Source organism: Hymenobacter nivis (assembly GCF_003149515.1).
In the GTDB taxonomy this organism is placed as follows: Bacteria; Bacteroidota; Bacteroidia; order Cytophagales; family Hymenobacteraceae; genus Hymenobacter; species Hymenobacter nivis.
On record NZ_CP029145.1, the window covers coordinates 1,844,873 to 1,863,898 of the forward strand.

13 protein-coding genes, 1 tRNA gene and 1 pseudogene are annotated in these 19,026 nt (G+C 63.5%); 8 read left to right on the top strand and 7 right to left on the bottom strand.

Going from position 1 to position 19,026, the window contains the following annotated elements:
- Positions 1-2 precede the first annotated feature (2 nt).
- On the top strand, positions 3-701 hold the full coding sequence (locus tag DDQ68_RS08020) for an IS630 family transposase (protein ID WP_109655829.1): 699 nt from the start codon (positions 3-5) through the stop codon (positions 699-701).
- Here the strand turns inward: DDQ68_RS08020 and DDQ68_RS08025 are convergent.
- From DDQ68_RS08025 to DDQ68_RS08035, 3 genes and pseudogenes are all read right to left on the bottom strand, one after another.
- Positions 701-895: pseudogene (locus DDQ68_RS08025) on the bottom strand (arabinan endo-1,5-alpha-L-arabinosidase); the annotation flags it as partial. The gene DDQ68_RS08020 and the pseudogene DDQ68_RS08025 overlap by 1 nt on opposite strands.
- Positions 896-1,165: 270 nt before the next feature.
- Entirely contained in the window at positions 1,166-1,345 is a 180-nt protein-coding gene (locus tag DDQ68_RS08030; RefSeq protein ID WP_109655830.1) for a hypothetical protein, read from the bottom strand.
- A gap of 449 nt (positions 1,346-1,794) precedes the next feature.
- A tRNA-Lys gene (locus DDQ68_RS08035) sits at positions 1,795-1,867 on the bottom strand.
- Between the two features lie 129 nt (positions 1,868-1,996).
- Between DDQ68_RS08035 and DDQ68_RS08040 the strand changes: the two genes are divergently transcribed.
- Complete coding sequence (locus DDQ68_RS08040) at positions 1,997-2,716, top strand: hypothetical protein (RefSeq protein ID WP_162549936.1); 720 nt, start codon at positions 1,997-1,999, stop codon at positions 2,714-2,716.
- A 404-nt stretch (positions 2,717-3,120) separates the two neighbouring features.
- On the opposite strand, the gene DDQ68_RS08045 is transcribed toward DDQ68_RS08040, so the two are convergent.
- Positions 3,121-3,921 carry an SDR family oxidoreductase gene (locus DDQ68_RS08045; protein ID WP_109655832.1) on the bottom strand — a complete coding sequence of 267 codons (801 nt, stop codon included), beginning with the start codon at positions 3,919-3,921 and terminating at the stop codon, positions 3,121-3,123.
- 181 nt (positions 3,922-4,102) lie between these two features.
- Between DDQ68_RS08045 and DDQ68_RS08050 the strand changes: the two genes are divergently transcribed.
- From DDQ68_RS08050 to DDQ68_RS08065, 4 genes are all read left to right on the top strand, one after another.
- Entirely contained in the window at positions 4,103-6,370 is a 2,268-nt protein-coding gene (locus DDQ68_RS08050; RefSeq protein ID WP_109655833.1) for a GEVED domain-containing protein, read from the top strand.
- A 440-nt stretch (positions 6,371-6,810) separates the two neighbouring features.
- Positions 6,811-10,257 carry a T9SS type B sorting domain-containing protein gene (locus tag DDQ68_RS08055; RefSeq protein ID WP_109655834.1) on the top strand — a complete coding sequence of 1,149 codons (3,447 nt, stop codon included), beginning with the start codon at positions 6,811-6,813 and terminating at the stop codon, positions 10,255-10,257.
- Positions 10,258-10,460: 203 nt separating this feature from the next.
- Positions 10,461-11,873: a 23S rRNA (uracil(1939)-C(5))-methyltransferase RlmD gene (gene rlmD, locus DDQ68_RS08060; protein WP_109655835.1), complete on the top strand. Its 1,413-nt coding sequence runs from the start codon at positions 10,461-10,463 to the stop codon at positions 11,871-11,873.
- A 424-nt stretch (positions 11,874-12,297) separates the two neighbouring features.
- Positions 12,298-12,672 carry a hypothetical protein gene (locus tag DDQ68_RS08065; RefSeq protein ID WP_109655836.1) on the top strand — a complete coding sequence of 125 codons (375 nt, stop codon included), beginning with the start codon at positions 12,298-12,300 and terminating at the stop codon, positions 12,670-12,672.
- 130 nt (positions 12,673-12,802) lie between these two features.
- Here DDQ68_RS08065 and thiL read toward each other — a convergent pair whose 3' ends face one another.
- The gene (gene thiL / locus DDQ68_RS08070; RefSeq protein WP_109655837.1) at positions 12,803-13,831 is read right to left on the bottom strand and encodes a thiamine-phosphate kinase; all 1,029 of its coding nucleotides are present in this window, start codon (positions 13,829-13,831) and stop codon (positions 12,803-12,805) included.
- A gap of 163 nt (positions 13,832-13,994) precedes the next feature.
- Here thiL and DDQ68_RS08075 point away from each other — a divergent pair, with 163 nt between their 5' ends.
- Positions 13,995-14,615, top strand: coding sequence for a hypothetical protein (locus DDQ68_RS08075; protein WP_109655838.1), 621 nt, complete (start codon positions 13,995-13,997; stop codon positions 14,613-14,615).
- Positions 14,616-14,928: 313 nt separating this feature from the next.
- On the top strand, positions 14,929-15,390 hold the full coding sequence (locus DDQ68_RS08080; RefSeq protein ID WP_109655839.1) for a phosphate-starvation-inducible PsiE family protein: 462 nt from the start codon (positions 14,929-14,931) through the stop codon (positions 15,388-15,390).
- A 223-nt stretch (positions 15,391-15,613) separates the two neighbouring features.
- Here the strand turns inward: DDQ68_RS08080 and DDQ68_RS08085 are convergent, their stop codons facing one another.
- Both DDQ68_RS08085 and DDQ68_RS08095 read right to left on the bottom strand, forming a co-directional pair.
- Positions 15,614-17,356 (bottom strand): M3 family oligoendopeptidase, encoded by a 1,743-nt coding sequence (locus DDQ68_RS08085; RefSeq protein WP_109655840.1) that lies wholly within the window; start codon positions 17,354-17,356, stop codon positions 15,614-15,616.
- A gap of 422 nt (positions 17,357-17,778) precedes the next feature.
- The gene (locus DDQ68_RS08095) at positions 17,779-18,882 is read right to left on the bottom strand and encodes a ferredoxin--NADP reductase (RefSeq protein WP_109655842.1); all 1,104 of its coding nucleotides are present in this window, start codon (positions 18,880-18,882) and stop codon (positions 17,779-17,781) included.
- Positions 18,883-19,026 lie beyond the last annotated feature (144 nt).

Consider the following 19,026-nt stretch of genomic DNA (forward strand, 5'->3'; position numbering starts at 1 on the left):
AAATGTGGTGCATTGGCACCATCACGGGCGAATACCTGGCCAATCTGGAGGACGTGCTCGACGTCTACAGCGCCCCGGCCGCAGCGGGCGTGGTGCGCCTGTGTTTCGACGAGCGGCCCTGCCAACTGCTCGACCACGTGCTTACGCCGCTGCCGCCCAAGCCCAACGCGACCCAAAAAGAACACCAGGAGTACGTGCGAAAAGGCGTCTGCAACGTGCTGCTGGCTTATAACATCGACACAGGTCAGCGCCACTTACAGGTGACGACGACCAAAAATAAGGGCGATTACGCCCGTTTTATGGACTGGCTCGTGCAAACCCACTACCCCGAGGCGGCCAAAATCCAGCTCGTGCAAGACAATTACAGCACCCACACCTACGGGGCCTTTTACGAACACCTACCCCTCGAGACGGCCCGCTACCTGCGCCACACCCTCGAATTCCACTACACGCCCAAGCACGGCTCCTGGCTCAACATGGCGGAAATCGAATTTGCCGCCCTCTCCCGCCAGTGCCTGGACCAGCGTATCGCCACCCAGCAACGACTCGAACAAGAGGCATTGGCCTGGCAAGCCAAGCGCAACGCCGCCGCCACCAAAGTCAATTGGTCCTTCACCACCAAAAAGGCCCGCGATAAGTTGAAAAACAGATACGCTGAATTAACCAAAAAAACTGACGAAACTAAGTTGTCAGACCACTAGTCGATGGGCTGGGCCCCGTTGTAGAACTTGTCCACCAGCGGGTGGCCGAGGTAATCCCTGAACGGGCAGGCCGGGTTGTCGGCCACGGCCACCCCGATGCCGCCGCGCTGCTGATCGTTCTGAATATCGTTGGCCCCAAAAAACAAGTAGTACCGGCCGCCCTGCGCCGCTACGGCAGGAGCCCGCACGGCCCGGCCGCCCACCCCATAGTGCTGCGCGCCGCCACCGTAGACTGGCAACGCACCCGCGTTCGGAAACGCTAGCCCCACTGCTCTGTTGGGCCTGCTACGCAGGCCCAAAACCCCAACTCCTTTCTAGTTGCCGCGCCGCGCCCAGCCCAGCCCAGCCTGCCTGGGCCGGCCAGTACCGTACCCATACCTGCCCCCGAGTGCTATTAGCACAGCAAAGGATAGCAAAATAATTTTAAATATATAATTTATCTAATGTAATCTATTCCATACGCGTTACTCAACGGCAACCAGACGAAAACTTAAAAATCCAAAAGACATCGTAACCAAGGCACCACCGCGAAAGAAATAGTTTACAGCAATCGGCACATCAAAAAAGTGGTTAAAGACCAAATTGACAGCTAAAATGCCCATTCCTAGAACCAACATCAGATGCGCCAGCGTGAACTTTTTCATAAGAGTGACTTTGAGCAAGAAAAAACAGGATGTATCTAACACCACACAATGCAATCGTATGTGTCTGCTCAAATGTAAACAAAAATATAATACACCAAAGAAAATAACGCTTAACTAAAGTACGATTTAACCCGGAGGCGCGCATCGCCGCTGCCCATGGGCACTACCAGTAATTCACTGCTTGGGGGCTAACGCCAGCGGTTGGCCTTGGCCACACCGGCCCCCGGGCAAAACCCCACTTTCTTTGCACGGCAATTGCGCCCGCCGCGCCCGCGCGGGCTTCCAGCGCATTCGCCAGAGGGCCCTCGCCCTGCCGCCTGCGCCGTGGCGCCCGCCCAAACCCGCTTCCAGATGACAATTATTAACCCGCCGACTTTTTTTCCTGGCTCCAGCGCACCGACCTATTGGGAAACAAAAAAGCCCCTGACGTTACCGAAAGGGGCTTTTAGTGATCCCGCTGGGATTCGAACCCAGGACCCGTACATTAAAAGTGTACTGCTCTACCAGCTGAGCTACAGAATCATTTTGGGGGAAACAAGAAAGGCGTTACCTTCTTTGTGGGCACAAAAGTACGGCAAGCTTTTTGGCTGCGCAACTCCAACGCAAAAAAAAGTGCCTTGGTACTTCGCAGGGGCCCTATTGCTAGGGTTTATGGCACTGCCTTTCTGGGGATTGGGTGCCAACGCTGATCCGGGAAAAAATTTATCAGCGGCCCCGGCGGCCACTGCCGGGGCCCTGCCCCGGGTCGATTCGTTACTGGCGGCGCACCAGTACGCGGCGGCCACGGCCTTGCTGCGGCGGCAGGTGTGGGGCCAGCGTCGGGCCTCGGCGCGGGCACTACTGCAACTGGCCTACGCCCAGCAGCAGCTGGGCCACTACCCGGCCGCCCTGCTGTACCTGGGTTTGGCGCAGGCCCGGCAGCCCCGCCTCGATACCTGGCGGCAGCAGGCCATGCTGGCCGCCCGGCACCGCTTGGTGGGCTACCCCACCACCTGGCAACAGGAGCTGCGCGTGCGTGCCCAGCGCTACTACTATCCCGGCTTAGAGCTACTGCTGGCGGGGGCTGTGCTGGGGGCCGTGGGGCTGGGGTGGCGCTGGCGGCGCACCCGCCCAGGCGCCTGGCTCGGCTACGCGGGCTATTTGGGGATGGCGGGAACTTATCTGCTGGCCCTGGCCCCTACGCCGGTGGGCCTGGTGGCCCGGCAGGGCGCCGTGCTCATGGCCGGGCCGGGCGCGGGCGCGGCCTGGCTGAGCACCGCGGCGGCCGGCGACCGCCTGCTGGTACTGGGCCGCGAAGACATCTGGCTGCGCGTGCGCTGGCAGAACCGCGTGGCCTACGTGCGCGCCGACGACACCTTCGTTATCGAGTAGCGCCGCCGCACGAAGCGCAAAACGGCCGGGGCCCCAAAGGCCCCGGCCTGGCTTTTCTGGCCGAGAAATTATTACTGCATGTATTCCCACAGGCCTTGGGCGAGCAGGCCAAGAATGGGGCGTTGGTGCCAATGGTGGCGGTACAGCCCCCGGCCTTTGGCAGAGCAGTAGGGTTAAGTTTTAGTTGCACTTACCGAACTTGCCCTTGGCGTGCGCGCTGAGTTTGCGCCCGCATCCTAACTGCGTTTTTGTATTTCACTTTACGATGAGGACGACAGTTGCTTCCTGCGAAATAAAACGGGTGGTAAAACTGGTTCTCCGCGCCCTGGTAGGCGCAAAGAACCGGCAAAATCCTAGCCAGGCGCAGGCGTATTAAGGTTGGGGCAACTGCTGCCCTGGGGCCCCTAGAAATCGCCTTCTTCCTTGCGGAAGTTGGCCAGTACCAGCTTGTCCATCAGGCCGGGAAGCCACTTGTTCAGAAAAACCGTGAGCTTGCCCTGGCCCGTTAGCACGAGGGTGCGGCGGCGCTGCGCCACGGCCCGCAGCACGTGGGCGGCCACGGCCTCACTGGTCATCATCCGGCCTTCGTCGCGGGGGGTATCGTTCTGGGTTTGGCCGTTGGCCACCAGTGCGGCGTGGCGGATGTTGGAGGCGGTGAAGCCCGGCGCGGCCGTGAGCACGTTCACGCCCGCGGGCAATAGCTCGGTGCGCAGGGCTTCGAGGAAACCGTTCATGGCAAACTTGGAGGCCGAGTAGCCCGTGCGCCCCGGCAGCCCCCGGAAGCCCGCGATGCTGCTGATGCCCACCACGGTGCCCTTACTAGCCAGCAGGTGCGGCAGGGCGGCCTTGGTGGTGTACACGGTGCCGAAAAAGTTGGTTTGCATGAGCTGCTCCAGCACCCGCACGTCCACGTCGGCAAACTTGGCGCGCATGCTCAGGCCGGCGTTGTTGATGAGCACGTCGAGGCCCCCGAAGCGGGCCACGGTGGCAGCCACGGCGCGGGTGGCGGCGGCGGCATCGCCCACGTCGGCCTGCACGGTGAGGTGGGCCACGCCGGCGGCGGCCAGGGCCCCGGCGGTGTCGGCGAGGCGGGCCGCGTCGCGGCCGGTCACGGCCACGGCGTACCCGGCGCGGCCAAAGGCCAGGGCGCAGGCCCGGCCGATGCCAGACGTACCCCCGGTGATGAGCACAGTTTTTTGGGACATAATAAACGCTGGAAACGAAAGCCCAAAACTACGGCTGCGTGCCCGCGCCGCACGGGCCCCAAGCCCGCGCAACTGGGGACACCAGCGACGAAAAATGCCCACTGGCCAACTCCCGGGCGGGGGCCTCAGTTTCGTGGGCTACATTTAACCACGGAAAAAATCTACCCCTTGCTTTTTGCTTATGCGCCACGGTGTACGCCTTTGGAAATCACTGCTTGCGGCCGCCATACTGGTGGCACTGGGGGCCCCGGCAGCCCGCGCCCAAACCTGCCCGGCGGCGGCCACCTGCACCCCGGGCCGGGCCAGCGCGGCGGCCGCCACGGTCACGGCCTTCAACATGGGCATCCTCAACGTGGCGCTGAGCAGCATCAACAACACCACCCTGGGGCAGGCCGACGGCTACCAGGACTACAGCTGCCGCGCACCCGCCACCACTACGGTCACCGCCCTCTCGGTGGGCCAGAACTACACCCTCACGGTGCGCACCAGCCTCAACAACAACGAAACGGTGCTGGCCTGGATTGACTACAACAACGATGGCGCGTTCGACCCCGTGACGGAGGTCATCATGGCCGCCACCCTGGGCACGGGCACGGCCACCGCGGGGGGCCTGCACACCGCCACCTTTGCCGCGCCCGCCACGGCCCGCACCGGGGTGCCGCTGCGCCTGCGCATCGCCGCCGACTACACCAACAGCCCCGTGCCCACGCCGTGCTCCACGCCCCAGTTCTCGCAGGACGAGGACTACGCCGTGACGCTGGCCGCCAGCACCGGGCCTCCGGTAGCGGCCTTCACCACCAACGGCGCCACCACCTGCTCGGGCTGCGTGCAGTTCAGCGACGCCAGCCAGAACCTGCCTACGTCGTGGCTGTGGAGCTTCGGCGACGGCACCGCCAGTACTGCCCAAAACCCCAGCCACTGCTACGCCGCCGCCGGCGCCTACCAGGTGCGGCTCGTGGCCACCAACGGCAACGGCAGCGCCACCAGCGCGGCCACCACCATTACCTACAACAGCACCGCGCCCGCCGCCGCTACCTGCGCGCCGGCCACCGCCGCCTACTGCTGCAACTACGGCGTGGTGCGCGTGCGCCTGAGCACCATCGACAACGCCTCGGCCGACGGCAGCGCGGGCTACCAGGACTTTAGCTGCGCCCAGCGGGCGGCCCTGGTAGTGGGCGTGGCCTACCCGCTGCAAGTGACGACCGGCGGCACCCTGCCCCACGACACCCGCGTATACCTCGACCTGAACAACGACGGCGCCTTTGCCGCCTCCGAGCTGGTGGGCCAGGCCCTGAATACTGCCAGCCCCACGTTTTCGCTGAAGCTGCCCGCTACGGCGCCGCTGGGCCAGCCGCTGCGCCTGCGCCTCGTGGCGGACTACGCCGGCAGCGACCCGCAGCCCTGCAAGGGCCCCACCAACGGCCAAGTGGAAGACTACGCCGTGGTGCTGGCGGCCAATCCCAACCCACCGGTGGCCGCCTTCACCTCGACCTACGTGAGTGGGGGCTGCGTGAACCCCGTGCAGTTCACCGACCAGACCACCAACGCGCCCACGGCCTGGAGCTGGAATTTTGGCGACGGCACCACCAGCGCCCTGCAAAACCCAGCCCACCAGTTTGCCGCCGGCACCTACGCGGTGGCCCTTACTGTTACCAACGCCAACGGCGCGAGCAGCACCTCGCGGGCGGGCTTCGTTATTAGCGTGCCCTGCCTGAACTACTGCGCCTCGAACGGCACGGGCTTCGGAGCGGGCGTCAGCAGCCCCCTCTGGATTACCAGCGTGAGCGCCGCACCGGGCGGCTTCAGCAACGCCAGCGGGCTGGAGCCCGGCGGCTACGGCAGCTACGTGGCCAAAACGATTACGCTGGCCGCGGGCACCACGGCTACCCTCACGGTGGGCGTCAGCAGCAGCGCCACGCACCGCACGGTGGCCTGGGCCGACTTCAACCAGGACGGGGTATTTGCGGACAATGAGCTGCTGTTCAGCACTACTGTGAGCAGCAACACCTGCACGGGCACCTTCGCGCTGCCCGCCACCGCCCGCCCGGGGCGCACCCGCCTGCGCGTGGAAACCGACCAGACCACCCGAGCGGCCGACCCCTGCGCCGTTGACCTCGCCAACGGCGAAGTGGAGGACTACACCCTGCTCATCCAGCCGGCTACCCCCACAGCTACGGCGGCCACGGCGGCCCTGCCCGGCCTCACGGTGGCGCCCAACCCCACCGCCGACGGCCGCCTGCGCCTGCACCTGGCCGGCGCCGGGGCCCCCGGGCCCTACGCCGTAGAAATACAGAACCTGCTGGGTGCCACCCTGCTGACCACCGCCGTGCGCCTGGCCCCGGGCACCGACGCGGCCCTCGACCTGGGGCCCCTGGCCGCCGGCGTATACCTGCTGCGCCTGCGCGACCCTCAGGGCCAGGTGGCCGTGCGCCGCGTGGTACGCGAGTAGGTGTAGTTGTCAGTTGCTGGTTATCAGTAATTTAGTGCGCCGAGAAGGCCGTCATGCAGAGCGTAACGAAGCATCTTTATTACGGCAGTAAACCCAATTGATTGGATTAAGTAAGTACCCGTTGCTAATTAGTTTGATGTAGTGAACGTCATGCTGAGCGCAGTCGAAGCATCTCTTATTCGGGTATAACTACAACATTTATAGTTAGTTAGTCAGCATATATATTTGAACAAACTCAGCATGGCCATCTGTTTTAACATAAGCTATTTACCAACGGGTACTTAATTACTTAGTACGCAGTAAAGATGCTTCGCTGCGCTCTGCAAGACGGCCTCCGCAGCGCATTAATAACCAGCAATGACACCTGCTTTTTTTACGCTGGCGCGACCCGGGGCCCTGCTGGCCCGCTCCTTTTTTTCTGCACGCTTCTACTTTTTGATATGCTGACAACTTTACTGCGGCAATTTTGCAGCCTGGGGGCCCTGCTGGTGCTGCTGGTGCTGGGCCTGGCCGGGCCGGCGCGCGCTACCCACTTACTGGGCGGCGAGATGAGCTACCGCTACCTCGACGCCAACGGGCCCGCCGCGGCGCCGTTCCGCTACGAGCTGACGGTGACCATTTACAACAACTCGCTGCCGGGGGCCGTAGCGCCCAACAACGAGGCCGTCGTGGGCATCTATAACCGCACCACCGGGGCCCAGATTGTGCTCACCACCACCAACTACCCGCGCATCGTGACGCAGGGTGTCCCCGGGCTGATGAGCATCGCCTCCACCTCGCTCTCGCGGGTGCTGCTGCCGCCCACCGCCACGGGCTGCACCGTGACGGGGCCCCAGCAGCCGTTTCGGCTCCAGAAATTTGTGGGCGTGGTGAACCTGCCCGTGTCGTTCGACGGCTACTACGCCGTGTTCACGCGGGGTAACCGCAACGTGGACGTGACCAACCTGAACGCCGGCAGCAACAACCAGCCGCTGACGCTGTACACGAGCATGGCCCCGGCCCTGCTGCCCAACCACTCGCCAGTGTTTTCCGACACGGCCGTGGCCATTGTGTGCCAGAACGATACGACCATCAGCCTCAACAACGCCGTGGACGCCGACGGCGACCGGCTCGTGTACTCCTTCGGCACACCCTATGGGCGGTTTGTCAGTTCGAGGCAGAACTTCCCCACGGTGTTTCCGCCTCTGCCGCTGGCCGTGGCCTACTACGCCGGCTACTCGCTGGCCAACCCGTTTGGCACCGGGGCCGGCAACTTCGCGCTGCTGAACGCCAGCACCGGCGTGGCCCGCTACGGGGCCGCCAACCAGGGCAAGTACGTGGTGGCCGTGGACGTGGCCGAGTACCGCACCATCAACGGGCGGGAGGTGCTGATTGGCACCACGCGGCGCGACCTGCAGCTGGTGGTGGCGCAGTGCCCGAGCACGCTGGCCCCAGCGCTGGCCCCGGCGGTGGCGCTGCCCCGCGCCTACACCATCGAGGAAGGCCAGGCGCTGAGCATCCCCGTCACGGCCACCCAGCCGGCGGGCAACCCCCTGGTGCTCACGGCCAACAGCGCTTTGCTTGATGGCGCGGGCGGCTTCAATGCCACCTTTAATGGCAGCGCGGGCACGGTGGCCCCGGGCAGCCTCACGGGCACGGCTACGGCCACCGGCCGCGGCACCGTAGCCGGCACATTCGTGTACAATTCGGCCTGTGGCGAAGCCCGCGCCACGCCCTACGACATAGCCCTGACCGTGCGCGACGTGGCCTGCGGCGGCAAAACCGCGGCCGACGTGCTGCGCATCACCGTGACGCGGGCCGCGGGCCCCACGACCATTGCCGGCGATGCCACCGCGTGCGCCCAAACTGCGCACGCCTACACCGCCAACGGCGCCACCGCCACCTACCGCTGGCGCGCTACGGGCGGCGTCCTGGTGGGCAGCGCCACGGGCCCCACGGTGCAGGTGCTGTGGGGCAGCGCCGGCACGGGCACGCTGGTGGCCCGGGGCATCTCAGCCTACGGCTGCCTCACCGACTCAGTGAGCCTACCGGTGACTATTTTGGCCGCCCCGGTGCTGGCCGTGGCGGGCCCGCTCAGCATCTGCCAGGGCGCGTCTACCACGCTGAGCGTGAGCGGCAGCAGCACCTATACCCTCACCGGCGGCGGCACCACCCAGGCCGGCCCGGGGCCCTTCGTGGTGGCCCCCACCCAAACCACCGCCTACACCATCACCGGCGCGGCCAACCCCAGCGGTTGCGCCGGCACGGCCCAGGTAACGGTAACTGTGCTGCCGCTGCCCACCGTGGTGCCGGGCGCGGCGGTGGCCATTTGCTCGGGCGGCACGGCGCAGTTGGGGGCCCCGGCGGTGGCGGGCGTCACCTACCGCTGGAGCCCCGCCACGGGCCTGAGCGACCCGGCCATTGCCAACCCCACCGTGACGCTGGCCAACGCTACGGCCGGGGCCCTCACCGTTACCTACACCATCACGGCCACGCTGGCCACCGGCTGCGCGGCCACTGGCACCGTGGCCGTCACCGTCAGCCCCGTGCCGGTAGTGCGCGCGGGCATGGCCACCAGTGTGTGCGCGGGCCAGACCGTGACGCTGGGGGCCCCGGCCCAAGCCGGCTTCACCTACGCCTGGACGCCGGCCGCCGGCCTGAGCAGCCCCACCGCGGCCCAGCCCGTATATACCGCCGCCAACACCACCGGGGGGCCCATCGTGGTAAAGTTCCGGGTGACGGGCACCTCGCCCCAGGGCTGCGCCGGGCGCGACTCGGTACTTATTACCGTGAACCCGCTGCCGCCCCAGCGCACCATCACCGGGCCGGCCTTTATTTGTGACCCGTCGCAGGCCTTCATGGGCACCTACGCGGTGGCGGGGGCCAGCGCCACGGCTACCTACCAGTGGGCGGTGGTGGGCGGCACCATCACCGGGGGGCAGGGCACGGGCCTGGTCACGGTGCTCTTCACTTCGGGGGCCCCCAGCCGCTCGCTGAGCGTGGTGGAAACGTCGGCCTTTGGCTGCACGGGCTCGGCAGTTTCCAGCCTAAATATTCTGCTCGACCAGCCCACCATCAGCCTCAGCACGGCCTCGGTGGACGCCGCCAGCAACGCCCGCATTATCCTCACGTTCAGCGTACCCAACGGTACCAACACGCCCAACCAGGTGCAGGTGCTGCGCCGCGTAGCGGGTACCGGCGCCTTCGCCGTGGTGGGCACCGCGGCCCCCACCGCCACTACCTACACCGACGCCAACGCGGTGGACGCGGGCGCCAATTCCTACGAATACCAGCTTTCCATCGCCAACGGCTGCGGTACGGTGCTGACCACCGCCGGGGCCCAAACCGTGCGCCTGCAAGCCACCGCCACAACCGGCGCGGGCGGCTACAGCCAGGGCAGCGTGGCCCTGCGCTGGAACCCCTACGTGGGCTTTGCCGTGGGCGGCTACCGCGTGTACCGCCGCCTCGATGGGGCCCCCGCCGCGCTGCTGGCCACCGTGCCGGCCACCACGCTCGCCTACACCCTCTCCAATGGGGCCCTGGACACGAGCAGCGACGGCGCAGGGTTCGCCCAGAACTTCCGCGTGGTGGCCTTTAGCACTGACACCACGCCCCTGCTCTCGAACTCGAACGAGGCCCTGGTGAGCTTCGCTAACCCGCTGGCGTTCTACAACATCATCACCCCTAACGGCGACAACCGCAACGACCGCCTCGTCATCGACAACGTGGCCCTGTACCCCGGCAACTCGCTCACCATCTTCAACCGCTGGGGCCGCGAGGTGTACGCCACCACTAACTACCAGAACACCTGGGGCGACGCCCCCGACGTGGCCCCCGGCAAGTACTACTACCTCTTCAAACTACCCGACGGCAGCAGCACCAAGGGCTGGGTGGAAGTGGTGAAATAATTTGTCTCGAACCGCAGATTAAGTAGATTTAACGGATAAGAACGGATTATGAGAGACGCTAACCGGCTCCCCTGGGGCCCCCAAGTTGGCCTCAAAGAATCCGTTCTTATCCGTTAAATCCACTTAATCTGCGGTTCAGACATTCCCTAAATCCACTTAATCTGCGGTTCAGACATTCCGGGGGCTATTTTTGCAGTCCCATTATGAGCAAATTCAAAAATATCCCCGCCGAGCTGCTGCGTAACGTCAAAATCCAGGACATGGTGGCCGAGGGCAAGTGCCTGGTGCGCCTGGAGAACCTGGTGATTTTCGTGAGCCAGGTGGCCCCCGGCGACGTGGTGGACCTGCGCGTGACGAAGGCCAAAAAGAACTTCCTGGAGGCCGTGCCCACGCACTTCCACCAGTATTCGGAGCTGCGCGTGGAGCCCTTTTGCCAGCACTTCGGCACCTGCGGCGGCTGCAAGTGGCAGCACCTGAGCTACGACGCCCAGCTGCGCTACAAGCAGCAGCAGGTAGAGGACCAGCTCACCCGCATCGGCAAGGTTGAGCTGCCCAAAATTGCCCCGATTTTGCCCTCGCCGGCCCAAACCTACTACCGTAACAAGCTCGAATTCACGTTCAGCGACAACGGCTGGCTGACCACTGAGCAAATCAACGACGACTCGCGCACCTACAACCGCGAGGTGGTGGGCTTCCACACCCCGGCGCGGTTCGACAAGATCATCGACGTGGAGCACTGCTGGTTGCAGCCCGAGCCGAGCAACGAAATCCGCCTTTTCATCCGCGACTACGCCCACCAGCACGGCCTGGCCTTCAACAACCTGGTGCGCCAAACCGGCCTGCTGCGCAACCTCATCGTGCGCACGGCCCAGAGCACGGGCGAGACGATGGTGATTTTGCAGTGCTACCGCGCCGACGACGCCATCGAGCCGCTGCTGGACGCGGTGCTGGCCAAGTTCCCCGAAATCACGTCGCTCAACTACGTGCTGAACGACAAGGGCAACGAAACCTTCCACGATCTGGAGGTGGTGTGCTACCGCGGCAAACCCTACATCGAGGAGGATATGGAAGGCCTGCGCTTCCGCATCGGCCCCAAGTCGTTCTACCAAACCAACTCCGCCGGGGCCCACCAGCTGTACCAAGTGGCCCGCGACTTCGCCGATTTGCAGGGCACCGAGCTGGTGTACGACCTCTACACCGGGGCCGGCACCATCGCCAGCTTCGTGGCTAAAAAGGCCCGCAAGGTCATCGGCGTGGAGTACGTGGAGCAGGCCGTGGCCGACGCCCACGTGAACGCCGAAATCAACGGCATCACCAACACCGAGTTCTACGCCGGCGACATGAAGGACATCCTCACCGCCGCCTTCACCGAAACCCACGGCCGCCCCGACCTCATCATCACCGACCCGCCCCGCGCCGGCATGCACCCCGACGTGGTGCAGCGCCTGCTGGAGCTGCGCACCCCGCGCATCGTCTACATCAGCTGCAACCCCGCCACCCAGGCCCGCGACCTGGAACTATTAGACCCCGCCTACCGCGTAACCCGCGTGCAGCCCGTGGATATGTTCCCCCACACCCACCACGTGGAAAACGTGGTGCTGCTGGAGTTGCGGTAGTTGGTGTTGTGAAAAGTCCTTTAATTACCTGGCTCGTACCACTATTCCTAGGCTGGTTAGGTGCAACAATTACTTATCTAGTAAACTATTCTATCTTTTTCGATTTAGAAGAAGATTATTTTTACGTAGTCGCGTTTATTATTGGTTCATTTTTACTTTCGTTAGTTCTTAATTTGTTCTTCGTTTTTCAATTCCGCAAAAATTAGCACTATTGCGCTTAAAGACGCACAAAATAGCATTCGCATTAATTCTTTCGGTTTATGGCTTTGTTATTTCCATGCCATTTGTTTATTGGTTTTCAGGCATTGACTTCGCGTATCCAAAACACAGGCTTATTTTCCTTAATGCGGTAGCAAATGGCTTCATTTATGGATTAGCATACCATTATTATTACAAGCCGAAAACCCAATTGATTTGATAATTAATGGATTACTTCAACGACCCTGAACTGAACGGCAAATACCTCGGCACCATCACCAAGGATTTTGCGACTGTATCCGATACGCTGAAGGAGGCGTCGTACCAGATTCGCACGCGCGACATCAGCAAGTATCCCATCTTCGTGTTTGCCAAGCAGGAGGTGCCGCTGGGCAGCCTGCTGGTGAATGCCGACGAGCTGAATTTGCAGTGGCACGTGTATGCCAGCTACGTCGAACTATTTATCCAGCAAGGTATTATCGGCGCCGAGGGCATCGACAGCTTCGAGGAGAATTATAAAAACTCCGACGAGTTTTGCTGCCTATTTGTGCTGGATGAGGAGTTCACGAAATTCGTATTCGTGCCTTATCCAGAGGATTAACAATAAATAGCCCGTCATGCTGAGCGCAGCCGAAGCATCTCTCCCGCGTAAGTAATTAATTACTGCTGCTATAGAGATGCTTCGGCTGCGCTCAGCATGACGGGCTAATTGTCTTACGTTGGTTCCTCCCTTAAAACGCTTTCCAGCCTTGGGCTTGCAAGGGCACGGCCTGGCCGGCTTTGGTGACGAGACTCACGGCGTCTTCCTTGTCGGTGAGGTGGCCGATGATGGTGATGTCGGGGTGGTTTTTGATTTTCTCGTAGGCTGTGACGGGCAGCGTGAAGAGCAGCTCGTAATCCTCACCGCCGTTGAGGGCGCAGGTGAGCGGGTCGAGGTTGAACTCGGCGGCGGCTTCGAGCGTGGGGTTGGCCACCGGAATGTTGTCGGTGAACACCCGGGCCCCCGTGCCGCTGGCGGCGCACAGGTGCATCACCTCCGAGGCCAGGCCGTCGGATACGTCGATCATACTGGTGGGCGTCAGGCCCAGCTCGCGCAGCTCGTGCACCACGTCGAGGCGGGCTTCGGGGCGGAGCTGGCGCTGCACCACGTACTCGTAGTTATCCAGCTCGGGCTGGGCCTCGGGGTCGGCCAGGAATACCTGCTTCTCGCGCTCCAGCACTTGCAGGCCCATATAGGCCCCGCCGAGGTCGCCGCTCACGCAGAGCAAATCGGTGGGCTTGCCGCCCGAGCGGCGTACCGCCTGGCCGGCGGGAGCCTCGCCGAGCACCGTGACGGCCAGCGTGAGCCCGGTGCGGGTGCTGGTGGTGTCGCCGCCCACCAAGTCCACATTATACGCCTCGCAAGCCAGGCGCACGCCTTCATACAGCTCCTCGATGGCTTCCACCGAGAAGCGCGACGGCACGGCCAAGCCCAGCACGAGCTGGGTGGGCAGGGCATTCATAGCAGCAATGTCGGACACGTTCACGGCCACGGCCTTGTAGCCCAGGTGCTTGAGGGGGCAAAACGACAGGTCGAAGTGCACGCCTTCCACCAGCAGGTCGGTGGTCATCACCACTTCCTGCCCGGCGGTGGGGGCCAGGATGGCGGCGTCGTCGCCGATGCCGAGCACGGTGCCGGGCTGACGCAGGGTAATTTTTTGCTGAAGGCGGCGGATGAGGCCAAATTCGCCGAGGGCGTGGAGCGGGGTGAGGTCGGACATGGGCGGAGCGCAGGGAAATGGGCCGGTGGCGGCCCGGCCCCAAAGGTACGGCCGGGGCCCCGGGGGCCGTTTGGGAAGCTAGGCCAGGCGCGGCACTGTGCGCGGCCCCACACTACGCGGCTACCTTTGCCGTTGTCATTTCCTACTTTATTTACCCGCCGTTATGCCGCGCCCGTTTCGCTCCGCTTTTTCCGTTAAATCCGTTTTGGGGGCCCTGCTGGTGGTGGTAGCCTGCGCCGCCTCATGCAAGCGCGGCGGCGGCACTGCCCGCACCGCCGCCGACCCAGCCTCGGCTACGGCCGTGCAGTCGCAGCTGACGGTGCTGCGCGACTCGGCCGACGCCAAGTGGCAGGCAATGGTGGCCAGCGACGACCAGAAAATCGGCATCACGCGCCTGCTGCTGCGCGAGTTGCAGCAGCAGCCCGGCTCCAACCCCACGCAGCTGGGGGCCCTGGCCGCCACCAACGACCGCCTCAAAACCCGGCGCTACACCCAAATCAACCTGCCCTCGGCCCAAATCGACGCCTACGACGCCGCCCAGGATTCGCTGCTGCACGCCCTCTACCCCGTGGCCGCGCCCACCGGCGGGGCCCCCAGCGAAAACGCCCGCAACTTCGTGGAAGGCCTCCAGCAGCTCGACGCCGGCGTGGCCAGTTTCCGCATTCAGTACGACCGCGCCGCCAAGCAGTACAACGCCTACCTGGCCCTGCACCAAGCCGACGTGGCCCATTTCGGCGGCAAGTACCCGGTGCCGCAGCCGCTGCAGCTGTTCACCATTCAATAGGGCCCCAGCGAAGAAAGTCAGGAGGACTGCACATTGCGCTGAAAGCCTTAACTTTCAAGCGAATACCGTGCGGCGGCGCTAGTATCCCGTGGTTAATTCCCTCCCCCTTTTCCGCTCTTCATATCCCCAATTTTACGCCTGCTTTCCGTCGCTTGCTACCCTTGGTGCTCCTGGGCGGCCTTGTGCTCACCTCTTGCTGGAGCAAGGATGGCGCCCCCCGGCCCCACGGCCAGTGCGGCAAAACCCAGCCCTCCACGGCCTGAACTGGTACCGCTGGCGGCAACAACTAGCCGCGCCCAACAGTTGGGCAGGGATGAAACGAATTATTGATGCGGTGTACCCGTACTTCGAGCGCACCATCTTTGGCACGCTCATTTTCATCATGATGGGCGTCATCCTGCTGGCCACCGCCAAGTATGCCTACGACATCTACCTGAGCATCCGCAGCTATTTCCACCCCGATGCCTCTATCGATTACCTCCAGCGCGTCATGCACGAGGTCTTCGGCGGGTTCCTTATCATCGTACTGGGCGTAGAATTGATCGGGTCGATTCGGACCTATTTTCAGGACCACGTTATCAAAACCGACGTGGTATTCCAAGTGGCCATTATCGCCGTGTCGCGGCACGTCATCCAGATGGATTTCGACAAGGCAAACCCCCTCACGCTGCTGGGGCTAGGGTTTCTGGCCATCGCCCTCACTGCAGGCTATTCCATATACCGACGCATCGAGCTGAAGCAACCAAGTGACAATACTTCGGCTGGCAACAACTAAAACGCTTCCAGGCTACGGGCATCGCATCGGTACACCGGGCGGCGTAAAGGTGGAGTTCATCCAGTCATCAGGTTGGTTGGCAGATTGTGCGAGACTGCGCGCGGTTCGTTAGCGCTGCAAGCCCACAAAAATCTCAGTTAGCACTACACTTTCATTGGTAGTTTCAACCAAAAAAGCCGCCCGGATTGCTCCAGGCGGCTTTTTTGGTTGAAACTACCGTCGTTTACAGCGCCGCCAGTTCCTCGCGCACGAAGTCGGCCAAGGTGCGCAGGTAGTCGGTGCTGAAGTCGAAGCGGATGCCGGCGGCGGCGTAAATCTGGCCGATGGGCGCGGTGTAGCCCAAGGCCAGGGCCCGCTTGTAGGCGGCCAAGCCCTCAGCAGGGTTTTGGCGGTAGTGGCGCCACACAGCAATGGCCCCGAGCTGGGCCATGGCATACTCGATGTAGTAGAACGGCACTTCGTAGAGGTGCAGCTGCTTCTGCCACAGGAAGGGCTTAATGCCTTCGAGCCCGCGCCAGTCCACGGTGCGCTGGTTGAACTCGTCGAAGATTTCCATCCAGCGCTGGTGGCGCTCGGTTTCGGTGTGCGCCGGGTGCTCATATACCCAGTGCTGAAACTTGTCGATGGTGGCCACCCAGGGGAAGGTTTCGAGCACGCTCTCCAGGTGCGTTTTTTTGGCCCGGCGCAGGTCGGCGGGGTTCTCAAAAAATACGTCCCAGTGGTCCATGCTAATCAGCTCCATGCTCATCGAAGCCAGCTCGGCTACTTCCGACGGCGGGTGCTTGTCGGCGCCCAGCGCCAGGTGGCGCGTGAGGAAGCTGTGCACGGCGTGGCCGCCCTCGTGCAGCATCGTAACCACGTCGCGCAGGCTGTTGGTGGCGTTCATGAAAATGAACGGCACGCCGGTTTCATCGAGAGGGTAGTTATAGCCACCGGGGGCCTTGCCCTTACGGCTTTCCAGGTCGAGCTGGCCCATCTGGCGCATCGTGCGCAGGCAGTCGCCGAGGTACGGGTCGAGGGCCTGGAACACGGCAATGGTCTTCTCCAGCAGCTCAGCACCGGTGGCGAAGGGGCGCAGTGGCGGCTGGCCGCTGGGGTCCACATCGAGGTCCCAGGGGCGCAGGGCGGGCTGGTTCAGGTCCTGGCGGCGCTCCAGATCGAGGTCGTCAATCAGCGGCACCACCGTTTCGCGGATGGCGCGGTGGAAGTTGAAGCAGTCCTGCGCCGTGTAGTCGAACCGGCCCAGCGCGGCAAACATGTAGTCGCGGAAGTTCTCAAAACCCGCGTTCAGAGCCACCTGGTGGCGCAGGGTCACCAGCTCCGTAAACAGCGCGTCGAGGCCCTTGGCGTCATGCAGGCGGCGCTGCTGCACGGCGCGCCAGGCGGTTTCGCGCACGGCGCGGTCGGGGCTCTTGAGGCGGTCGGCGGCCTGGGGCAGGGTCAATTCTTCGCCGTCGAGCGTCACGGTCATGGCCCCGGCGGTGGCAGCGTATTGCTGCTGCTTGGTACTGATTTCGGTTTTCAGCGGGATATTCTCCGCCCGGTAGATTTCCGAGGCGCGCCGCACCGAGCGCAGAAATACGCCGTAGCGCGCCTGGTCGAGCCCGCCGAGGTAAGGCGAGGCCAGCATTTTCTCATTCAGGGCGTGGTCATAAGGAGCCACGCGGGGCTCAATCTCGTTCACGAAGTACTGGAACGCTTCGGAGTGGCCGGCGTCCTGGGTGGCACAGGTCATGCGGATGTAGCGCCAGGCGAGGTCCTCGCTCAGCACAGCTTCCAGCTCCGAGCGGTCGAGCAGCCAGCGTTCCAGCGCGTCGGCCGAAGCCACGGGCCGGGCCGCCAGCTCCTGGAAATAAGTTTCCAGCACGGCCCAGTCCGTCACCTGAAAATCTTCGGGTACGTAGTGGCGCGGCGGCCGCTGGGTATCGGTGGCCGAGGCGGCCGAGGGTTCAGCAAATTGAATCATCAGAAGAAATAGTAGGCGTCGTTGGGGCGCGGGAGGGCTAGGCCGGCGCGGTATGCAATATCCGCAATATTCAGCAAAATAGGGCCCCGGGACCGAACCGGCGGAGGCCTGCCAACTGCGGCGCGCGCCGAAAAGTTGCCCCGGGGCCCCAGCGCGGTTTTCCAGTTGAGGTGCACCTTTGCCAAGAATTAAAAATGATGAATTAAAAATGATGAATTAAAAATTTAATAGTCAAATTTTTAATTCATTATTTTAATTCTTGGAGACTTTTAGTGAAGCTGAGGCGATTTGAGCATTTACTATGGAACAAATTACTGAAATTAAACAGGTTATGATTCATCGCCTATCCGCTAAGTAGCTGCTCCACTAAAAGTCTCCAAGAATCATCATTTTTAATTCCTGCCGAAGGCTCCGAAACCGCCCTAGCCAATCTCAATCACCACGTCGTCGGTTTGGGGGTGGGCCACGCAGGTGAGGATGTAGCCCTGCTTCAGCTCTGAGTCCGACAGGCCGTCGCGCTCGTCGAGGTGCACCTTGCCGCTCAGGCACTTGCCGCGGCAGGCGGTGCACACCCCCGCCTGGCATGAGTACGGTAGATCGATGTCCTGATCGAGGGCGGCGTCGAGGATGGTGATGCCGGCGGGCACGGCCACCACGTACTCGGCCCCTTCGTACTGCACCGTGACGCGCCGGGTTCCGGCCGGGGCAGCGGCCGCGCTGGCCGACCCGTCGCCGTGCGCGCTGGCCGCCGCCACGGCGGCTTCCTCAAGCGCACTGGTCGAGGCCGTGAAGCTCTCCCAGTGCACGCGGCTCTCGGGCACGTTCAGCAGGGCAAACGCGGCGCGCGCCTCCGTCATCAGCCCCTCGGGCCCGCAGAGGAAATACTCAGCCTGCTCGGCCGGAAACTGGTGGCGCTGCTCCAGAATGCGCAGCAGCGTGGTGCGGTTGAGGCGGCCGGTATGCTGGTGGGGGCCCCCGGGGCGTAGCGGCTGGCTGTACACGTGCTCCACTTGCAGGCGGCCGCGGCTGGCAGCCTCCAGCTGCGCGAGCTGCGCCTGAAAGATGACGTTTTCCTCGTTGCGGTTGCCGTAAATGAGCAGCACGTGGCTGGCGGACTCACCGTGCAGCACGGCCTTCAGCATGGCCATAAGGGGCGTGATGCCCGAGCCGGCGCCCACCAGCACCAGCGAGCGGGCGGCCTTGGGGCTGGGCTTGAGGGTGAAGTTGCCGAGCGGGTTCATCACCTCAATTTCCTGGCCTACGCGCACGGTATCAAGCAAGTAGTTGCTCATCAGACCGCCCAGCACGCGCTTCACCGTTACGGCCAGGCGCGGGGCCTCGTGCGGGGTGCTGCTGAGCGAGTAGGCGCGGCGCTCTTTTTTGCCACCGGGCCCGCAGGGCAGAATCAGGGTCAGAAACTGGCCGGGCTGGGCCGCGACGGGCTGCCGATCGGGCCGCTCCAGGTGAATGGTGATGGCATCGGGGGTTTCCTGGGTCAGCGCAACAACAGTCAGGGTTTGGTACATTTCAGTAGAGGGGATAGAAAAAAGGAAAGCGGCGGCCGGGAGAGGGTAGCCGGGCTGGCGGCCCCCTGCGGGGCGGCCGGCCAGCGGCGCAGAACCAAGGCCCAAAGGTAACTTGCCACGGCCCCAGGGGTTTTCCACCGGGGC